Raw genomic sequence first — 15,221 nt, 5'->3', positions numbered from 1 at the left:
GCCACACGTTATAAAGCAATTTATAAAAAATCGCCATCAAACTATAAGGCACGAGGAAAATGCAATGATATTAGCAGCAGGTTATCTGGCTATTTTTCTCGGCCTAATACATTCTGTTTTAGGTGAGATTCTTATTTTCCAAAAACTAAGAAATAACGAACTCATTCCAAGTCATGGTGGTGACTTACTAAAAACGCGACAGGTTAGAATTTTATGGGCCACTTGGCATCTCGTTTCTATTTTTGGGTTTGGGATGGCAAGTATTTTAATATGGCTTTCATTGTCAACGTCAAATTCATCTATCACAGAGGTTTTAATTAATATTGTCTCTATTACCATGGTGTGTGGCGCTGTATTAGTGCTAATTGGTACTAAAGGAAAACATCCCGGCTGGATAGTCCTTACCATAATTGGTATTTTACCTTGGTTTGCCTAAAAGATTTTATAAAGTGGAACTATTAAAAACTGCATAACTATAAAAATGGAGAAGAATATGCAAGCTTATTTTTTATGGCAAGCAACTATTTTGAGCGTAATCACGTTTTATGTTCATACATTTATTGGTGGACCAAGAGTTGCCGCTCCATTATTAGCTGATAAAACCCTACCTGTAGCATCAAAATGGCTAAATTATTACTGTTGGCATATTACGACACTGTATACACTTATTATGGGTGGAGCTTATGCATATGTAGCACTTTTTCCAGGCAAAATTGAGCTAATCGTATTTCTTTGTATCTTAAATTTCTCTTTTTCTATATTGAGCTTTCTCGTTGCTCTCAAAGCAAAAATTAATCCTTTTCGGTTTCCCTCAACATCACTTTTTTTCTTGGTTGCATTATCAGGTTTAACAAGCTTATTAATTTAGAAACCTTTAATCACTCACCCTATATTACTAATATGAATTTAATGAAATAATAAATTATGAATAAAGAAAGCTTAAACTCAATCAATAACATACCTATCAAAATTAGAATGGGCATTATTTTTGCCCTTGGAATAGTGTTAATAGCTTACCACTTAACAAAAGTTTCAAGCTTATATTTTTTAAATCCTCCGACAGATTATTCATTACTTACTCACTTTCAATCTTTGGTGCGAGTAGTTATTGTTATCTCCTTGTTTTTAGTCATTTTAAAGAAGAAATGCGCCTTGTTCAGTATGTGGGTTAGTATACTCATTTTAGTTATTACCCAATACATTACATACTTTTCAAACTCGCCCACTGACGTTTCTGTATTTTCATATTTAAAAGGCTTTATTTTTCCATCAATAATTACGCTTCTGTTTCCATACAAGAAAGATACAACACGTTCAGTTTAAAAATAAAAAAGGCCATGTTACGTGTGCAACATGGCCTTTTTGAATTGACACAACTTAAAAATCTAAGTTCGATAAAATCTCGTCATCAACGTTATTCGATAACGTCACCTTCAGTTTTGGTGTACGTGCCATTTCACGCTTAATCGCAAAGTTGGCTTCTTCGTTACGCGCCCAACTACGACGTGCAATACCGTTATTAACATCAAACAGTAACATTGATTTTAAACGACGTTCAGCGGCTTCAGAGCCATCAAGTAGCATACCAAAGCCACCGTTGATCACTTCACCCCAACCTACACCGCCACCATTATGGATTGATACCCATGTTGCACCACGGAAACCATCACCAATCACGTTATGAATGGCCATGTCGGCTGTGAAGCGGCTACCATCATAAATGTTTGATGTTTCACGGAAAGGTGAATCAGTACCACTTACGTCATGATGGTCGCGGCCAAGAACTACAGGGCCAATTTCTCCACGATTAATTGCATCGTTAAAGGCTTTGGCAATATCTGCGCGGCCTTGTGCATCCGCATACAAGATACGTGCTTGCGAGCCGACAACCAGTTTGTTTTGCTTCGCGTCTTTAATCCAAGTGATGTTGTCTTGCATTTGCTGCTGAATTTCTTCTGGTGACTCAGCCATGATTTTTTCAAGGACTTGTGCAGCAATGGCATCAGTTTTATCTAAATCTTCTGGCTTACCAGAGGTACATACCCAACGGAATGGACCAAAACCATAGTCAAAACACATTGGACCAAGGATATCTTGTACATACGACGGGTATTTAAAATCAATACCATTTTCAGCCATCACATCGCCACCAGCACGAGATGCTTCAAGCAAGAATGCATTACCGTAATCGAAGAAATATGTGCCTTTTGCTGTGTGTTTGTTTATAGCATCAGCATGGCGTTTAAGCGTCGCTTGTACTTTTTCTTTAAATACATCTGGTTCTTCACGAATTAAACGGTTTGATTCTTCGTAGCTGATATCTACTGGGTAATAACCGCCTGACCACGGGTTATGCAGTGATGTTTGGTCTGAGCCTAAGTGAACAAAAATATCTTCAGCTAAGAAGCTTTCCCAGACATCAACGATATTACCAATGAACGCAATTGAAACTACTTCTTCGTTTTGTTGCGCGCTGCGAACGCGTTCAACAAGTTCTGGCATGTTATCGATTAGCTCATCAACCCAACCTTGTTGGTGACGTTTTGTAGCCGCTTTCGGGTTCACCTCTGCACACACTGTAATACAGTTTGCAATATTACCCGCTTTTGGCTGCGCACCACTCATGCCGCCTAAGCCAGCAGTTAAGAAAATTTTACCTTTTGGTGACTCGCCTTTTTCAAGTACTTTACGGAACGCATTCATCACCGTAATAGTTGTACCGTGAACGATACCTTGCGGGCCAATGTACATGAATGAACCCGCGGTCATTTGACCATATTGCGTTACACCCAGTGCATTGAATTTTTCCCAATCATCAGGTTTTGAATAGTTCGGGATCATCATACCGTTGGTAACCACAACACGCGGTGCTTCAACCGAAGACGGGAATAAACCCATCGGATGACCTGAGTACATGTGAAGCGTTTGGTCTTCTTCCATCTCGCTTAAGTACTTCATGGTTAATAAGTACTGAGCCCAGTTTTGGAATACCGCACCGTTACCACCATAAGTGATCAGCTCTTCTGGATGCTGTGCAACCGCAGGATCAAGGTTGTTGTCGATCATAAGCATAATCGCGGCAGCTTGTTCACACTTTGCTGGGTAATCGCTAATTGAACGTGCTTTAAGTTCATAATTAGGCTTAAAGCGATACATGTAAATGCGACCAAATTGCTTTAGCTCTTGTGCAAATTCAGTGGCGAGCTCTTGGTGCCACTCTTTCGGGAAATAACGCAATGCATTACGAATAGCCAATTGCTTTTCGTCTGCTGATAAAATGTCTTTACGTTTTGGAGCGCGGTTAGCATCGCTTGGATAAGCTTTAGGCTCAGGTAAAACGCGTGGGATCCCTTGTTTAATTTGTTCTTGGAAAGTCATTATCTGCTCCCTTAGTTTACTTTAAACGCTTGCGATTTAACCAGTGTAACCATGGCATCAATATCAGGCTTTAGTAAACGATCTTCTTCTAACTTAGCCACTTTGTTACGAATAATTGCAACGTTTTCTTCTATGATATCTGAGCACTTATTAGGGCGTCTAAATTCGATAGCTTGCGCTGCATACATCAGCTCAATTGCAAAAATTTTATCAAGGTTTCCTAAAATCTGGTTTAGTTTACGACCCGAGATGCTGCCCATTGATACGTGGTCTTCTTGGCCCATTGATGTTGGTACACTGTCTGCCGATGGTGGGAAACACAGTGATTTGTTTTCTGTTACCAATGCTGCTGTCACGTATTGTGGGATCATCATGCCTGAGTTCAAACCACCAGATGAGGTTAATAAGCGCGGTAAACCGTGTAAACCCTCAAGTAATAAATAACAACGGCGGTCAGCAATATTACCAAGCTCAGCCGCCGCAATTGAAGCGTAATCTAATACCATAGCAAGGGGTTGACCGTGGAAACCGCCACCCGAAATAGCCTCTTCTTCGCTGATAACTATTGGGTTATCAGTTACTGAGTTCATTTCTGTTTCAGCAAGTTCTTTTAAGTGGTTGTAGGCGTTTCGCGAAGCACCATGCACTTGTGGAATACAACGCAATGAATATGGGTCTTGAACACGGTCACAATTAGTGTGTGACGCCATGTTTTCAGAGCCTTCGAAAAAGCGACGCATACGCGCTGCCACTTCAACATTGCCTTTAAAGGCACGAATTGCATGAAGCTCTTCACGAAACGGTGATTGGCTACCCTGCATACCTTCGATACTCATCGCCCCTGCAATATCGGCAAGGTCTAGTAAGTAACCCATTTTTGTGAGTGCCGTGATCGCATGCGATAAAATAAATTGTGTGCCATTGATAAGCGCTAAGCCTTCTTTAGCATGTAACTCCATTGGCTCTAAACCATGCTCTTTGAGTACTTCTGCAGCCGGCTTAATATCACCATCAATCCAAAACTCACCTTCGCCTAATAAGGGTAAAAATAAGTGTGATAACGGAGCTAAATCGCCTGATGCGCCCACTGAGCCTTGCTCTGGCACAACCGGGATAATATCAAGCTCAATAAACTTAAGCATGCGCTCTACAACCGCTAAACGAATACCTGAATAACCTTGGCTTAGTGCGTGCACTTTAGTAATAAGCATTAGCTTTGAAATAGGTTTAGCAATGGGCTCACCCACGCCGACAGCATGAGTAATTAATAAGTTCTTTTGTAACAGGTTAGTTTCTTCTGGAGATATTTGCGTATCACATAACGGGCCAAAACCTGTGTTAATGCCATAAATGGCTTTATCAGAGGCAGCCATTTTATCTACGTTTTGGCGGCTTTTATTAATTTTATCAATCGCTTCTTGGCAAAGCTCTGCCTGTAACGTACCCGCTGCAATAGCATTAACGCTGTCTAACGTTAACTGGTCAATACCGTACTTAAATGTCATTTATAACTCCTAAAGAACAGGATTAGTTTTATTTAATGCAATGCTAACTTGCTCTAGATGTTTTACAAATGCATAATTATCGTTATTCATTCCAGATTTATCGAACTATAAGAATCACCATGCAAGTTCATGATGTAGACCTGCGCTTATTGCGCGTTTTTGTAGCAATTGTAGAGTGTGGGGGGCTGTCGGCGGCCGAGTCGCGATTAAATATTGGCCGCTCAACTATCAGTGCTCATTTATCAGATTTAGAAGTTAGGCTTGGCATTAAATTATGTAAGCGTGGCCGCAGTGGGTTTGAAATTACCGATGCTGGCGCCATTACTTATCAAGCTTCAATTGAGCTTTTACAACAATGTGAAGCATTCGCCAATACAGTCGCCAGTTCTAAAAATGAGTTATCGGGGCGCTTAAGCATCGCCATGATAGATACCATGGTGAGTGACCCACGCTGTGTGATCCCCCGCGTTATAGCCACACTAAAAAGAAAGAGTAACAATATTCAGTTTGATATTAATGTATGTGAAGCCCGAGAAGTCGAAACGTCGGTGGCTAATGGTCGCTCACTCGTTGGCATTGGCGTGAGTCGCCATCATATTCGCGGTTTACACTACACTCCCCTGCATAACGAAACCAACTTTTTATATTGTGCGAAAGGCCACCCATTATTTGATTGCGAAGACGGGCACATTAATAAACTAATAAAAGAGGCTGAAGTAATCACAAGTAACTATATGCGCGATAAAGAAAGCCGTAACGACGGTTTGAATTATCAAAACAGTGCGGTGGCGTATCACGATGAAGGCATTGCCCACTTGATTCTATCGGGTGAGTTTATTGGTTATTTACCCGATCACTATGCGCAGTTTTGGGTAGAGAAAGGTATGTTTAAGGCTATTCAACCAGCCAAGTACCATTATGATATTCCGGTGGTGTTGATCACCTCAAAAACAAACGCTAATTCGCCACTTGCAAACGCCATGGTTGAAGAAATAAAACACTGTTATACAGCTTAATAACAATATTACTGACGTTGAGTACCTTTAAGCTCATTTATTAATACAACACTAAACGCGATAATTGCGAGGTTTGTGGTTACCGGATTAAAGGCTTCAATTAAAAGCGAGGGCTGTAAAATGGCAACAAATAACATTAAGCCAATTAGCGCCAATATGTTTAATACATTGATTAAAATAGAGCGATAGAAAATAAAAAAAAGCACAGCAAAGATGATTTCACCAACACCTGCTGCACGTGTAATCAAACTTGAAATTTCAGGATTAAAACCAAAACTACCTGTCATCTGCTGCTCAAGAGGCGAAATATGCACAAGTTTTGGAAACAACCCATGGTAAAACCAACTAAAGCTGATAATAAAGCGGGCAATTTGAAGTGTCGTTAAATGGTTCATCGTAAAGGCTGAATTATGTGTGCTCTAGCCATTAGAGCACACTGCAAAGACTTATAAAACAGTTGGCTTACCAAAACGGTTTTCTGTTTCATCACCGGCTAAAAAGCCATTCTCAATGAGTGCCCAAATTGGTCCAATCAACGGAATAAAACCAATTAAGACCCACCAACCTGACTTATTACGGTCATGCCAACGTTTTACTTGAATCGCGAGTGAAACCCACATTAGGGGAATGTACATAATGAACGAAATAACCATTATGGCCGATTCACTAGCACCAGAAAGTAGTGCAGCAATAAACATAATCACAAACGTAGCAGCCACTACTCCTAAGAACGCATACCAATACGTTTTACGCGGAATTCGACCACTAAAAGAGAATAAAATTTCTTTTATGCTTAACGTTGTTGATTCTGTAGAGGTTGAAACAAGGTTTGATTCTGGGGCTTGATAAACATTTTCTGACACTGTCATTTCCTTTGAATTGTGTTTTAGCAAACTAACACGACGGTTACCCTGCTGATTTATAATCATTAACTAAGCGAGACTCAGCGCGAATAACATAACATAAATTTAGGTTATTTAGGTACTAAAAAATTACAACTAGCTATTCGCTCTTAGCTTTTACCGCAGGCACGGTATTTAATTAACGTTTCGAAAATGGGTCTAAAACTAACTCTGCCTTAAAATATGCCACAGCATCTTCAACATCGATAAATGTTTTTTGCTGAAACTTTAAGCCTCTTTCAAAGTAAAAAACCTCAAAGTGGGTTTTAGCATCGTAAATACAATAACCTTCAAACTTTGGCAAAGTACCAATAGCGTAAGCACCGGTGCTAACTCGTTTCTCAACTAACTACTTTTCAGCTCAATAAACGCTTGTCGCACAGCAGTAATCTCTTTATTACGAATACTTAATAACTTATTGAAGCGTTGGAGTAAAAGCAAGTGACCTTTGAAACAATAAAATGTGAAGCATTAAAAAGCACCTGAACGGTGCTTTATATTAACTTGGTTGTTGCCAGTATTTTGCGTATAGATTTGGGTAGGTTTGTTTTAAAAACTTGGCTTTATCTTTAAAGCGCTTGCCTTTTGGCTGTTCAAGCCCCGATGGAATAAACGGCAGTTCATCATAATTTCGCTCTTCGTACAGCATACCTGCGATAAGATCATACTCATCTAAATAAGGGTAAGGTTGCTCATTTAAATGATAAACCGGTGTACAGTCAGCGATTGAATCCGGGTTTTCAAGGGCATTTATAAATACCTGCTCGCCACGTGAAATCAGCCAACATAAAAACTCTGAAAATCCGTAATCGTCGTTACAACCTGCCATTACAAAGGCAGCACCGAATAAGTCCCATGTGTATGCTTTACGCATGCGAAGACTAAACTGCTTATCAAATTCCATCAGCTGTTCATCAGATAAGTCAGTTAGCTTTGCTTTTAATGCATTACATACAGATTCAGGCTCCGCGGTTTTATCTTCTGCGGTAACTAACTGCCAAAACTCAGCTTCGGTTAACACACTCATGATAAAATCTCTTTTACACGACCTACTTGACCATCGTCTAACTGCACTTTTATGCCGTGTGGATGGTTAGGTGATTTTGTCAAAATACGTGACACCACACCTTGGGTTAACTGACCTGTTCGTTGATCTTGCTTTAATACAATATTCACTTCACAACCAATAGAAATTTGTGAACGCGTAGGCACTGCCATAGCAAAGTCTCTTTCATTAATTTTTGCCGATTATAGCTATTTGTGGCGCAGTTACCAAACTAAACCCGTGTGATTGACGTGTTTTTAAGCGCTTGACGGGGAATGATATCGTTAAGTCTTTCGATTATAGCGTCTGATTTTCCTTTAAGTTGAAAATCATAGCCTTGACCATTTCTATCAAGAATGACCGCTAAGTAATTATCGGCGACTTTAAACTCAGTAATTCGGTTTAATTCAAGCAACTGCTCTTTCGAGCTGTAATAAAACTGCGTTACTTTAAGGTGAGTATTTGTTGCAATTAGCGTGTTACTCAGTGCGGTTTTTGCAGCAAATTTATCTGTTGAGCGAACGGCTTGCAGAGCAAAAAAAACGGCAGCAACAAAAGCGCTAAATGATGGAAACGGCAACGCGTCGTCAGACAGTATGCCAAAAACACCCACGCCTAAAAACAACACAGACAGTACTGAATTCAAAGATAACATGTGCTTCGCCGTTAAATTCAAAAACATATTTATTCCTTTAAAAATGAAATTGCCTTCGCGTTTATAGTTATATCTATCGTATTAAGTTCATCAATAATTAAGTTTACTATCAGTTGCTTTTGATTTTCGTTAATTGGCAACGTATTGAAAAAACACTTTATTTTAAGTGATTGAGGCAGTTTTTTTAAGTCAGCGGTATGAGTTAGCCATAAAAACTCACTGACTGTCTCTTTAGCTTGCTCACACGCGTGAGTTAACGCAACACGAATGGCTTTATCAAGGCGTTTTTCGGTTTTAGTCATTTTCAACTTGTTGTTTTTTAAATTCTTCGTAACTGTCTTCTTGGCGTTTTACACACTCGTGATACTCTTTATCTGCTAAGTAATTGCATTCATTTAAACGGGCCGATTGAATTTCGTGATACCGTGCATCAGAGCTACATGCACTCAGCATAACGAATAAGGCTGCTAAAGCCACAAACTTTAAAGCGTTAAAAAACATTAAATTTCCTTTCTTAAGTTATACATTGGCACTGTGTTTTACTGTATATTGCGTGGGTTTAAAATCTTATTACCAAAGGGTCATCTATGATGTTGTCGCAGTTACAAGAGCTGTTTCAGCGTATCGATAAAAGTAAAATTTTTCAATCATTTGTTATCGCGGTCATTGTTATTTCGGCGTTAACTGTTGGCGCGCACACGTACTCGTTACATCCAACCGCAGAAATTGCCTTGCACTGGATGGACATGGGGATCACTGTCTTCTTTCTGATTGAGCTTGTGATCCGCTTTATTGCCAGCCGTGGCATAAAAGACTTTTTTACAAAAGGCTGGAATATTTTCGATTTTATCATCGTCGTCGGAAGCCTTTATCCTGCTGCGGGGTCAACTATTTTCATCGCAAGGCTGTTACGTATTTTCCGCGTTTTGCGATTAGTGTCGATGATCCCAGAGCTGCGATTGTTGGTTAATTCGCTATTAAAAGCCATACCGCAAATGGGCTATATCGCCTTGTTAATGTTCGTTATCTTCTACATATATGCCGCAATGGGTAGCATGTTATTTGCCGATATTAACCCTGTTTTGTGGGGCGATGTGTCAATTTCAATGCTAACTCTATTTCGTATTGCCACCTTTGAAGACTGGACCGACGTAATGTATGAAACCATGGCGGTGTATAAACTAAGCTGGATTTTCTACTTAACGTTTATATTCTTAACTGCATTCGTATTCTTAAATATGATGGTCGGTGCCATTTTAGAAGTCATGTCTGAAGAGCACCGTAATGCACGTGAAGAACAAACGAGCGACGATGACATGCCCGCCACAAAAGGCCAAATTGTTCAATTACAAGCTGAAATGGCAGAGCTAAAACAATTACTTAAAGAAAGAAAATAACTTTTTTATTTAACAGTTTTTAGTTATGAGGCGCTAGAGTGCAAAACCTAGCGCCTTTATTTTATCCACGTTTTTCCACTTTCCATGGTGGATTCAAGCGGTTTTCACCTGCCCAATACAGTTTAATTTTGTTACCTGAAGGGTCTTTCAAAATAGCTTCTGTCCATAAGTAGCGCTGCGCTGTTGGCGGTTGTTCAAAAGTAATTCCCTTTTTAACAAGGCTCGAGTAAAGAGCATCAAGATGTTCTTCTTCAAAATAGATAACAGCATGACTCTTAAAGTCCCCGCTTTCTAACGACAGCGAAAATGTCGCGTCTCCATTGGTACATTTAAAACGCGCGTAGTGAGGTGTATCTACAATTTGAATAAAACCAAGAGTTAAATAAAAAGCCACCGCCTCATTCATGTTTTTTACTGGTAACGTGACTTGATTAAGCTTCATTTGCTACTTCTGATTAATTAGATTTCGTTGTGCCAGCATATCCCGAATAACTAAATAAGCAAAAGATAAGCGTGAATAACGTATTAAATAACTGATAAGCTCACAGCTTTCATATTCGAGTGGGCAGCTGTGAGTCATACTGTAAGGCATCATGAAGCGCTCAAAAGGGTTTTCCCCTTGCCATTTAAAACTGAATAAACGTTCTATTTCTGTTTATACAAAAAGGGCCGTGCACCCGCCATAAGTGATAACCAACAAGGGCAATGATGATTATATGTATTTTTATACGTATTTTAATCGCCACCTTGCTGGCCTAATACATGCAATAACTCAGTTAAAGGCAACGACTTGTAAAAGTACCAACCTTGGCCTTGAACCTGATAGTCGTCATTGTAATTTTTAATAAAGTTATATTCTTCAACTGTCTCAACCCCCTCAAAAATAACAGTGCGGTTTAGGTTTGTTATTAATGACATAATGGCTAACAACATTTCTTGCTTCAACTCATCAGATATTGATTGAGTGAAAACCTTGTCTATTTTGATCACATCAAAATTGATTTCGGTTAACCACACTAGGTTTGAAACTCCTGTTCCAAAATCATCAAGAGAAATAGAGAAGCCGTATGTTTTAGCTTTCGAAGCAAAACATGACAATTCGTCCAATGGAAGCTCTATTCGCTCGGTGATTTCAATTTTGATTTGCTGTGGTTTTATTTTATTTTCAGTGCATAAATCATATAAATAATCTAAATACTCTTTTGTTTGAATTTCATAGGCGTTAATGTTGATTGCCACGCTGAAATCAGAATCAGCACGTAAAACTGGCGAAAGTTCATTAAGCGCTTTTTTGACCGAGTTATACGCAAGAGTTGGATACAAACTTAGCTGCTCTGCAATACCTAAAAAAAGCTCGGGCGAAACATTACCGTAAACAGAATCTTTCCACCTTATCAAACTTTCTACACCAATAATTTTGTTACTTTTCAGCTCGAGTATTGGCTGATACTCCAAATATAATTCTTCGTTTTCAATGGCTTTACGAAACCTAAATTCCATTGAGTGGCTTTTATCTAAATATGAACAAATTGAGTAAGCAATTAAAAAGCTAATAAACCCAATTAAACCGATTAAAAGAGCAGAAATGTAAAAAGGGAAATACAGTAAACCAGGCCGGTTATTGTATGTCTCAATGCAGTATTGGAATTGAGTGCTACAAGTTTCTACCACTTGCGGTTTAAGCAATGTATCTGTCTTAAACTGGAAGTGTGACGCATAGTTATGAAAGGTGTATTTTCTATTCTTTGAAATAATTTTATATGAAAAATTTTTATTTAATTGATCAAAATTTATAAAAGGGGCATTAATTGTAAAGGCAATTACACTCCCTTTATTTGTAATGTCATATTTCGCTGCAACAGGAAAAATATTCGCAACTTGAGAAGCAAAATAGTAGCCCGATGGAGAATGATACAAAACACCGTCAAGTGGCGTTGAATTAGCAAGAAGTCCCCAATTTGCTGAGCAATTAACTTTATTATTAAAAATCAAACCTAAGTCATGCGTATATTCATGTTTAGAAAGAATAATGCGCAACTCATTGATTGTCTGGGCATCACACTCAAGAGGAGATAATGATGAAGCCTCCTGAATAGAAGAGACTAAATCGCTTGATATGTCTTCAGCTTTTGATAACAAAGATTGCGAAAATTCCTTTTGATAGCTGACTTGTAGATAACTAACCAAAAGGTGAAAAGCAACAACGAGAAAAAGCATTAAACAAATAATATAGAGTGCTTGATTATTTTGAGCTGATTTTAGTATTTTTCTCGTCATATTTAACTTATACGCTTTACAGTCTAAAGCTCAAATTAGCCTTTATGTATTACCAAATCAATAAAAAGTAATAAAATGGAAACAGAGTAAGTGTAACTACCTACTAAACCCCGAGATGAATCAGAAAAGACAACATTAGGCTGTTGCACCTCATACCTTAAATTTACCCACTAAGTCTGTAAGTAAATGAGACAGCTGATTAAGTCTTTCACCATTTTGACGCGCACTCTGTGCAATGTCACTTACATCGTCTGCCGCATTTTTAATTTCGACAACATTGCGGTTTATGTCTTCTGCTACATGCTGCTGCTCCTCGGCTGCAGTCGCTATTTGTGTGTTAAGGTCACTAATATTGACAATAGACGATGTGATCTCGCTAAACTGCTGTTGCGCAGAATGTGCAAGCTCAACGGTTTTATGAGTGCGGTTTCAACTTGCGGCCATTTCTTTGGATACTTGGTCAGACATTTTGCGAAGCGTACTAAGTTGGGTTGCTATTTCCTCCGTTGACTCAGACGTTCTTTGCGACAGCGCACGAACCTCATCAGCAACCACAGCAAATCCACGACCGTGATCGCCCGCTCGAGCAGCCTCTATTGCAGCATTCAGTGCTAATAAGTTTGTTTGCTCAGCAATGCCTCTTATGACACTGATAATCGACATGATATTTTCACTTTCAGCATCAAGCTGAGTGATATCTTGAGTCGCCAGTAGAAAGCGACACAACACTCTCTACAGTTTCTGAAATGACATTTTGTCCAAGCTCAGAAGCATGCTGTGTTTGCGTTGCAAGCTCTGCGGCATTCGCACAACTTGCGGAGACCTCATTGGCTGTCGCAGCCATTTCATTAATTGCAGTCGCTGCCATTTCAAGAGCTTGTTGTTGATGTGATGTAGAATCAGATAGTTGCGAGGCTTGTGACGAAGTGTTCATTGTAGACTTCCAACTAAGTACTTACGAAAATATAGTGAGGTGGTTGCAATTGAGCAAATAAATAGTTGGAAATTTATTAGGCACAAAGTTGGGTAGGCAAGTCGTTCAAGTCTTTAATTTATTTATGATATGACAATAGGTTGACAGATATACATTGTAGACTAGCTTTACCTCTAGTAATGAAACAAATATTTAACAAACCAAGCGCTAATGACCTTCCAACCAATTGGCAGCTTTTGCAGGATGCAAATTAGCTGCCTATTCCAATTTCGTGTTTAAGCATATAGCGCAATAAAGCCTGTGCATCTGGGTGTGTATCAGCTTGTAACCCTGCAACAACACCTTGTTGATCCGCTGCTGACTTGTGTTGGCCAAGTTTTTCTTTTGCTTGTATTGACTGAACATTAATTTTAATTCCGACAATACCGCGCAGTAGTTTTGCTTGGTAATCAGCAGGTAGCAAGTCGGTATCGTGTAAAATACTCGGCTCATACTGGCTAATTAACTCATCTAAGCAGGCTAAGGTATTCTCATTATCAAGATATTCAACCTCACCTTGAACATGGACCGCAGCGTAGTTCCACGTCGAAACAGCGGGTTTTTCTGCATACCAGGTTGGAGATATATAGCTATGCGGACCACTAAAAACCACTAATACGCGGGTTTTATCTAAGCCCTTACCATGACGATTTGCCCGTGATACATGACCATACAAGGTCCCCAATTCCCCCTCATCAGCTTTGTATACTAAAGGCAAATGTGTGGCTTCAAATTCATTGTCTACCATCAACGCAAAGCTATAGGTTTTTATAAATTGTGAGACTCGCTCCGGTGTCATTTTCCACTTGCTGGGTGTGTGCATTACTTTCCTTTATTGCTTAAAAAGGCCAGCAAAGTGCCAGCCTGATTTAACTATTACAACTTAATTTTAGCCATCAACAATTATGCGTAGCATACGACGAAGTGGTTCAGCAGCACCCCATAACAGTTGGTCACCAACCGTAAATGCACTGATATATTCTGGGCCCATAGCTAATTTACGAATACGGCCTACCGGAATAGACAACGTGCCAGTCACTTTAACAGGTGTTAGGTCTGTTGCTGTAATATCGCGGTCGTTTGGAATAACTTTGACCCATTCATTGTGAGACGCAAGAATTTCTTCAATTTTTTCTACGCTGATATCTTTACGCAATTTAATGGTCATTGCTTGTGAGTGACAACGCATAGCGCCAATACGAACACACAAGCCATCAACCGGGACAGGCTGCTTGCTGGTGCCCAAAATTTTATTAGCTTCGACTTGCGCTTTCCACTCTTCTTTACTTTGACCGCTTGGCATTGGCACATCAATCCAAGGGATAAGGCTACCCGCCAAAGGCACGCCAAATTGGTCTTGTGGTAAATCGCTTGATGCAATTTTTTCGGTGACTAATTTGTCAATTTCAAGAATAGCGGCATTAGGATCAGCCAGTTTGTCAGCAACCGTTTCGTGAATTGCGCCCATTTGTGCAATTAACTCTTTCATGTTGCGAGCACCGGCGCCTGAAGCTGCTTGATATGTCATTGGGCTGACCCATTCAATCAAGTCTTGTTCAAATAATCCACCAAGCGCAAGTAACATAAGTGATACAGTACAATTGCCGCCAACAAAGGTTTTAACCCCCTGCTCTAACCCTTGTTCAATCACATCTTTGTTTACAGGGTCAAGCACGATAATACTGTCGTCACTCATACGCAGTGCCGACGCAGCATCAATCCAGTAACCTTGCCAACCAGACTCGCGCAACTGCGGGTAAACGGCTTTTGTGTAATCGCCGCCTTGGCAGGTAACAATAATATCCATTTGCGAAAGCGCAGTAATGTCGTTTGCATCAAGAAGTGGTTTTGCTGGGCCCGCAATATCAGGGCCTAATTGACCGGTTTGTGAGGTGGTGAAAAAAGTCGTGTCGATTTGAGAAAAATCATTTTCTTGCTGCATACGATCCAATAACACAGAGCCAACCATGCCCCGCCAACCGACTAATCCTACTTTTTTCATTGTTTTTTCCACTGTTTGATTCATTCCAAGTACCTAAGCTGTTAAAAATTAAAATCCATTGCGTAAGAGTT

19 protein-coding genes are annotated in these 15,221 nt (G+C 39.6%); 4 read left to right on the top strand and 15 right to left on the bottom strand.

Going from position 1 to position 15,221, the window contains the following annotated elements; all coding sequences use genetic code 11:
• Nucleotides 1-64: 64 nt before the first annotated feature.
• Together LPA49_RS07645 and LPA49_RS07640 are read left to right on the top strand one after the other, a co-directional pair.
• Entirely contained in the window at nt 65-436 is a 372-nt protein-coding gene (locus LPA49_RS07645) for a hypothetical protein (protein ID WP_230236267.1), read from the top strand.
• Nucleotides 437-493: 57 nt separating this feature from the next.
• Nucleotides 494-868, top strand: coding sequence for a hypothetical protein (locus LPA49_RS07640; RefSeq protein WP_230236266.1), 375 nt, complete (start codon nt 494-496; stop codon nt 866-868).
• Between the two features lie 509 nt (nt 869-1,377).
• Here LPA49_RS07640 and LPA49_RS07635 read toward each other — a convergent pair.
• The gene (locus tag LPA49_RS07635; RefSeq protein ID WP_230236264.1) at nt 1,378-3,378 is read right to left on the bottom strand and encodes a urocanate hydratase; all 2,001 of its coding nucleotides are present in this window, start codon (nt 3,376-3,378) and stop codon (nt 1,378-1,380) included.
• 11 nt (nt 3,379-3,389) lie between these two features.
• Complete coding sequence (gene hutH, locus LPA49_RS07630) at nt 3,390-4,883, bottom strand: histidine ammonia-lyase (RefSeq protein ID WP_065979097.1); 1,494 nt, start codon at nt 4,881-4,883, stop codon at nt 3,390-3,392.
• 119 nt (nt 4,884-5,002) lie between these two features.
• Between hutH and LPA49_RS07625 the strand changes: the two genes are divergently transcribed.
• The gene (locus LPA49_RS07625; RefSeq protein WP_230236262.1) at nt 5,003-5,899 is read left to right on the top strand and encodes a LysR family transcriptional regulator; all 897 of its coding nucleotides are present in this window, start codon (nt 5,003-5,005) and stop codon (nt 5,897-5,899) included.
• 8 nt (nt 5,900-5,907) lie between these two features.
• Here LPA49_RS07625 and LPA49_RS07620 read toward each other — a convergent pair whose 3' ends face one another.
• The 7 genes from LPA49_RS07620 to LPA49_RS07590 all read right to left on the bottom strand — a co-directional run bounded on the left by LPA49_RS07620 (nt 5,908) and on the right by LPA49_RS07590 (nt 9,002).
• On the bottom strand, nt 5,908-6,294 hold the full coding sequence (locus LPA49_RS07620; RefSeq protein ID WP_075593304.1) for a DoxX-like family protein: 387 nt from the start codon (nt 6,292-6,294) through the stop codon (nt 5,908-5,910).
• A gap of 51 nt (nt 6,295-6,345) precedes the next feature.
• A complete protein-coding gene (locus LPA49_RS07615) occupies nt 6,346-6,762 on the bottom strand; it encodes a DUF805 domain-containing protein (RefSeq protein ID WP_217195047.1) in 417 nt (138 codons plus the stop codon).
• Nucleotides 6,763-7,300: 538 nt separating this feature from the next.
• Nucleotides 7,301-7,828 (bottom strand): DUF4240 domain-containing protein, encoded by a 528-nt coding sequence (locus LPA49_RS07610; protein ID WP_230236260.1) that lies wholly within the window; start codon nt 7,826-7,828, stop codon nt 7,301-7,303.
• Entirely contained in the window at nt 7,825-8,019 is a 195-nt protein-coding gene (locus tag LPA49_RS07605; protein ID WP_036971837.1) for a YwbE family protein, read from the bottom strand. Before LPA49_RS07605 ends, LPA49_RS07610 begins: the two co-directional genes overlap by 4 nt.
• Before the next feature lie 59 nt (nt 8,020-8,078).
• Nucleotides 8,079-8,528: a hypothetical protein gene (locus LPA49_RS07600; RefSeq protein WP_036971839.1), complete on the bottom strand. Its 450-nt coding sequence runs from the start codon at nt 8,526-8,528 to the stop codon at nt 8,079-8,081.
• Nucleotides 8,529-8,530: 2 nt separating this feature from the next.
• A complete protein-coding gene (locus LPA49_RS07595; protein ID WP_036971841.1) occupies nt 8,531-8,803 on the bottom strand; it encodes a hypothetical protein in 273 nt (90 codons plus the stop codon).
• Nucleotides 8,796-9,002: a hypothetical protein gene (locus LPA49_RS07590; RefSeq protein ID WP_036971843.1), complete on the bottom strand. Its 207-nt coding sequence runs from the start codon at nt 9,000-9,002 to the stop codon at nt 8,796-8,798. The genes LPA49_RS07595 and LPA49_RS07590 overlap by 8 nt, the downstream gene beginning before the upstream one ends.
• A gap of 89 nt (nt 9,003-9,091) precedes the next feature.
• Between LPA49_RS07590 and LPA49_RS07585 the strand changes: the two genes are divergently transcribed.
• Complete coding sequence (locus LPA49_RS07585) at nt 9,092-9,898, top strand: ion transporter (RefSeq protein ID WP_174403887.1); 807 nt, start codon at nt 9,092-9,094, stop codon at nt 9,896-9,898.
• A 61-nt stretch (nt 9,899-9,959) separates the two neighbouring features.
• Here the strand turns inward: LPA49_RS07585 and LPA49_RS07580 are convergent, their stop codons facing one another.
• From LPA49_RS07580 to asd, 6 genes are all read right to left on the bottom strand, one after another.
• Nucleotides 9,960-10,340: a VOC family protein gene (locus tag LPA49_RS07580; protein WP_065979092.1), complete on the bottom strand. Its 381-nt coding sequence runs from the start codon at nt 10,338-10,340 to the stop codon at nt 9,960-9,962.
• 293 nt (nt 10,341-10,633) lie between these two features.
• Complete coding sequence (locus LPA49_RS07575) at nt 10,634-12,175, bottom strand: EAL domain-containing protein (RefSeq protein WP_230236259.1); 1,542 nt, start codon at nt 12,173-12,175, stop codon at nt 10,634-10,636.
• Between the two features lie 429 nt (nt 12,176-12,604).
• Entirely contained in the window at nt 12,605-12,838 is a 234-nt protein-coding gene (locus tag LPA49_RS07570) for a methyl-accepting chemotaxis protein (RefSeq protein ID WP_230236257.1), read from the bottom strand.
• 19 nt (nt 12,839-12,857) lie between these two features.
• Nucleotides 12,858-13,109, bottom strand: a complete 252-nt coding sequence (locus LPA49_RS07565; RefSeq protein ID WP_230236255.1) for a hypothetical protein — start codon at nt 13,107-13,109, stop codon at nt 12,858-12,860.
• A gap of 250 nt (nt 13,110-13,359) precedes the next feature.
• Complete coding sequence (locus tag LPA49_RS07560) at nt 13,360-13,971, bottom strand: FMN-binding negative transcriptional regulator (RefSeq protein WP_230236253.1); 612 nt, start codon at nt 13,969-13,971, stop codon at nt 13,360-13,362.
• A gap of 66 nt (nt 13,972-14,037) precedes the next feature.
• Complete coding sequence (gene asd / locus LPA49_RS07555; RefSeq protein WP_065979090.1) at nt 14,038-15,174, bottom strand: aspartate-semialdehyde dehydrogenase; 1,137 nt, start codon at nt 15,172-15,174, stop codon at nt 14,038-14,040.
• Nucleotides 15,175-15,221: the final 47 nt, after the last annotated feature.

The sequence above is a fragment of the Pseudoalteromonas sp. MB41 genome, assembly GCF_020966275.1.
GTDB classification, from domain to species: Bacteria; Pseudomonadota; Gammaproteobacteria; order Enterobacterales; family Alteromonadaceae; genus Pseudoalteromonas; species Pseudoalteromonas lipolytica.
The sequence above is the reverse complement of the archived record's forward strand: the minus strand, read 5'-3'. Positions and strand labels throughout refer to the sequence as shown.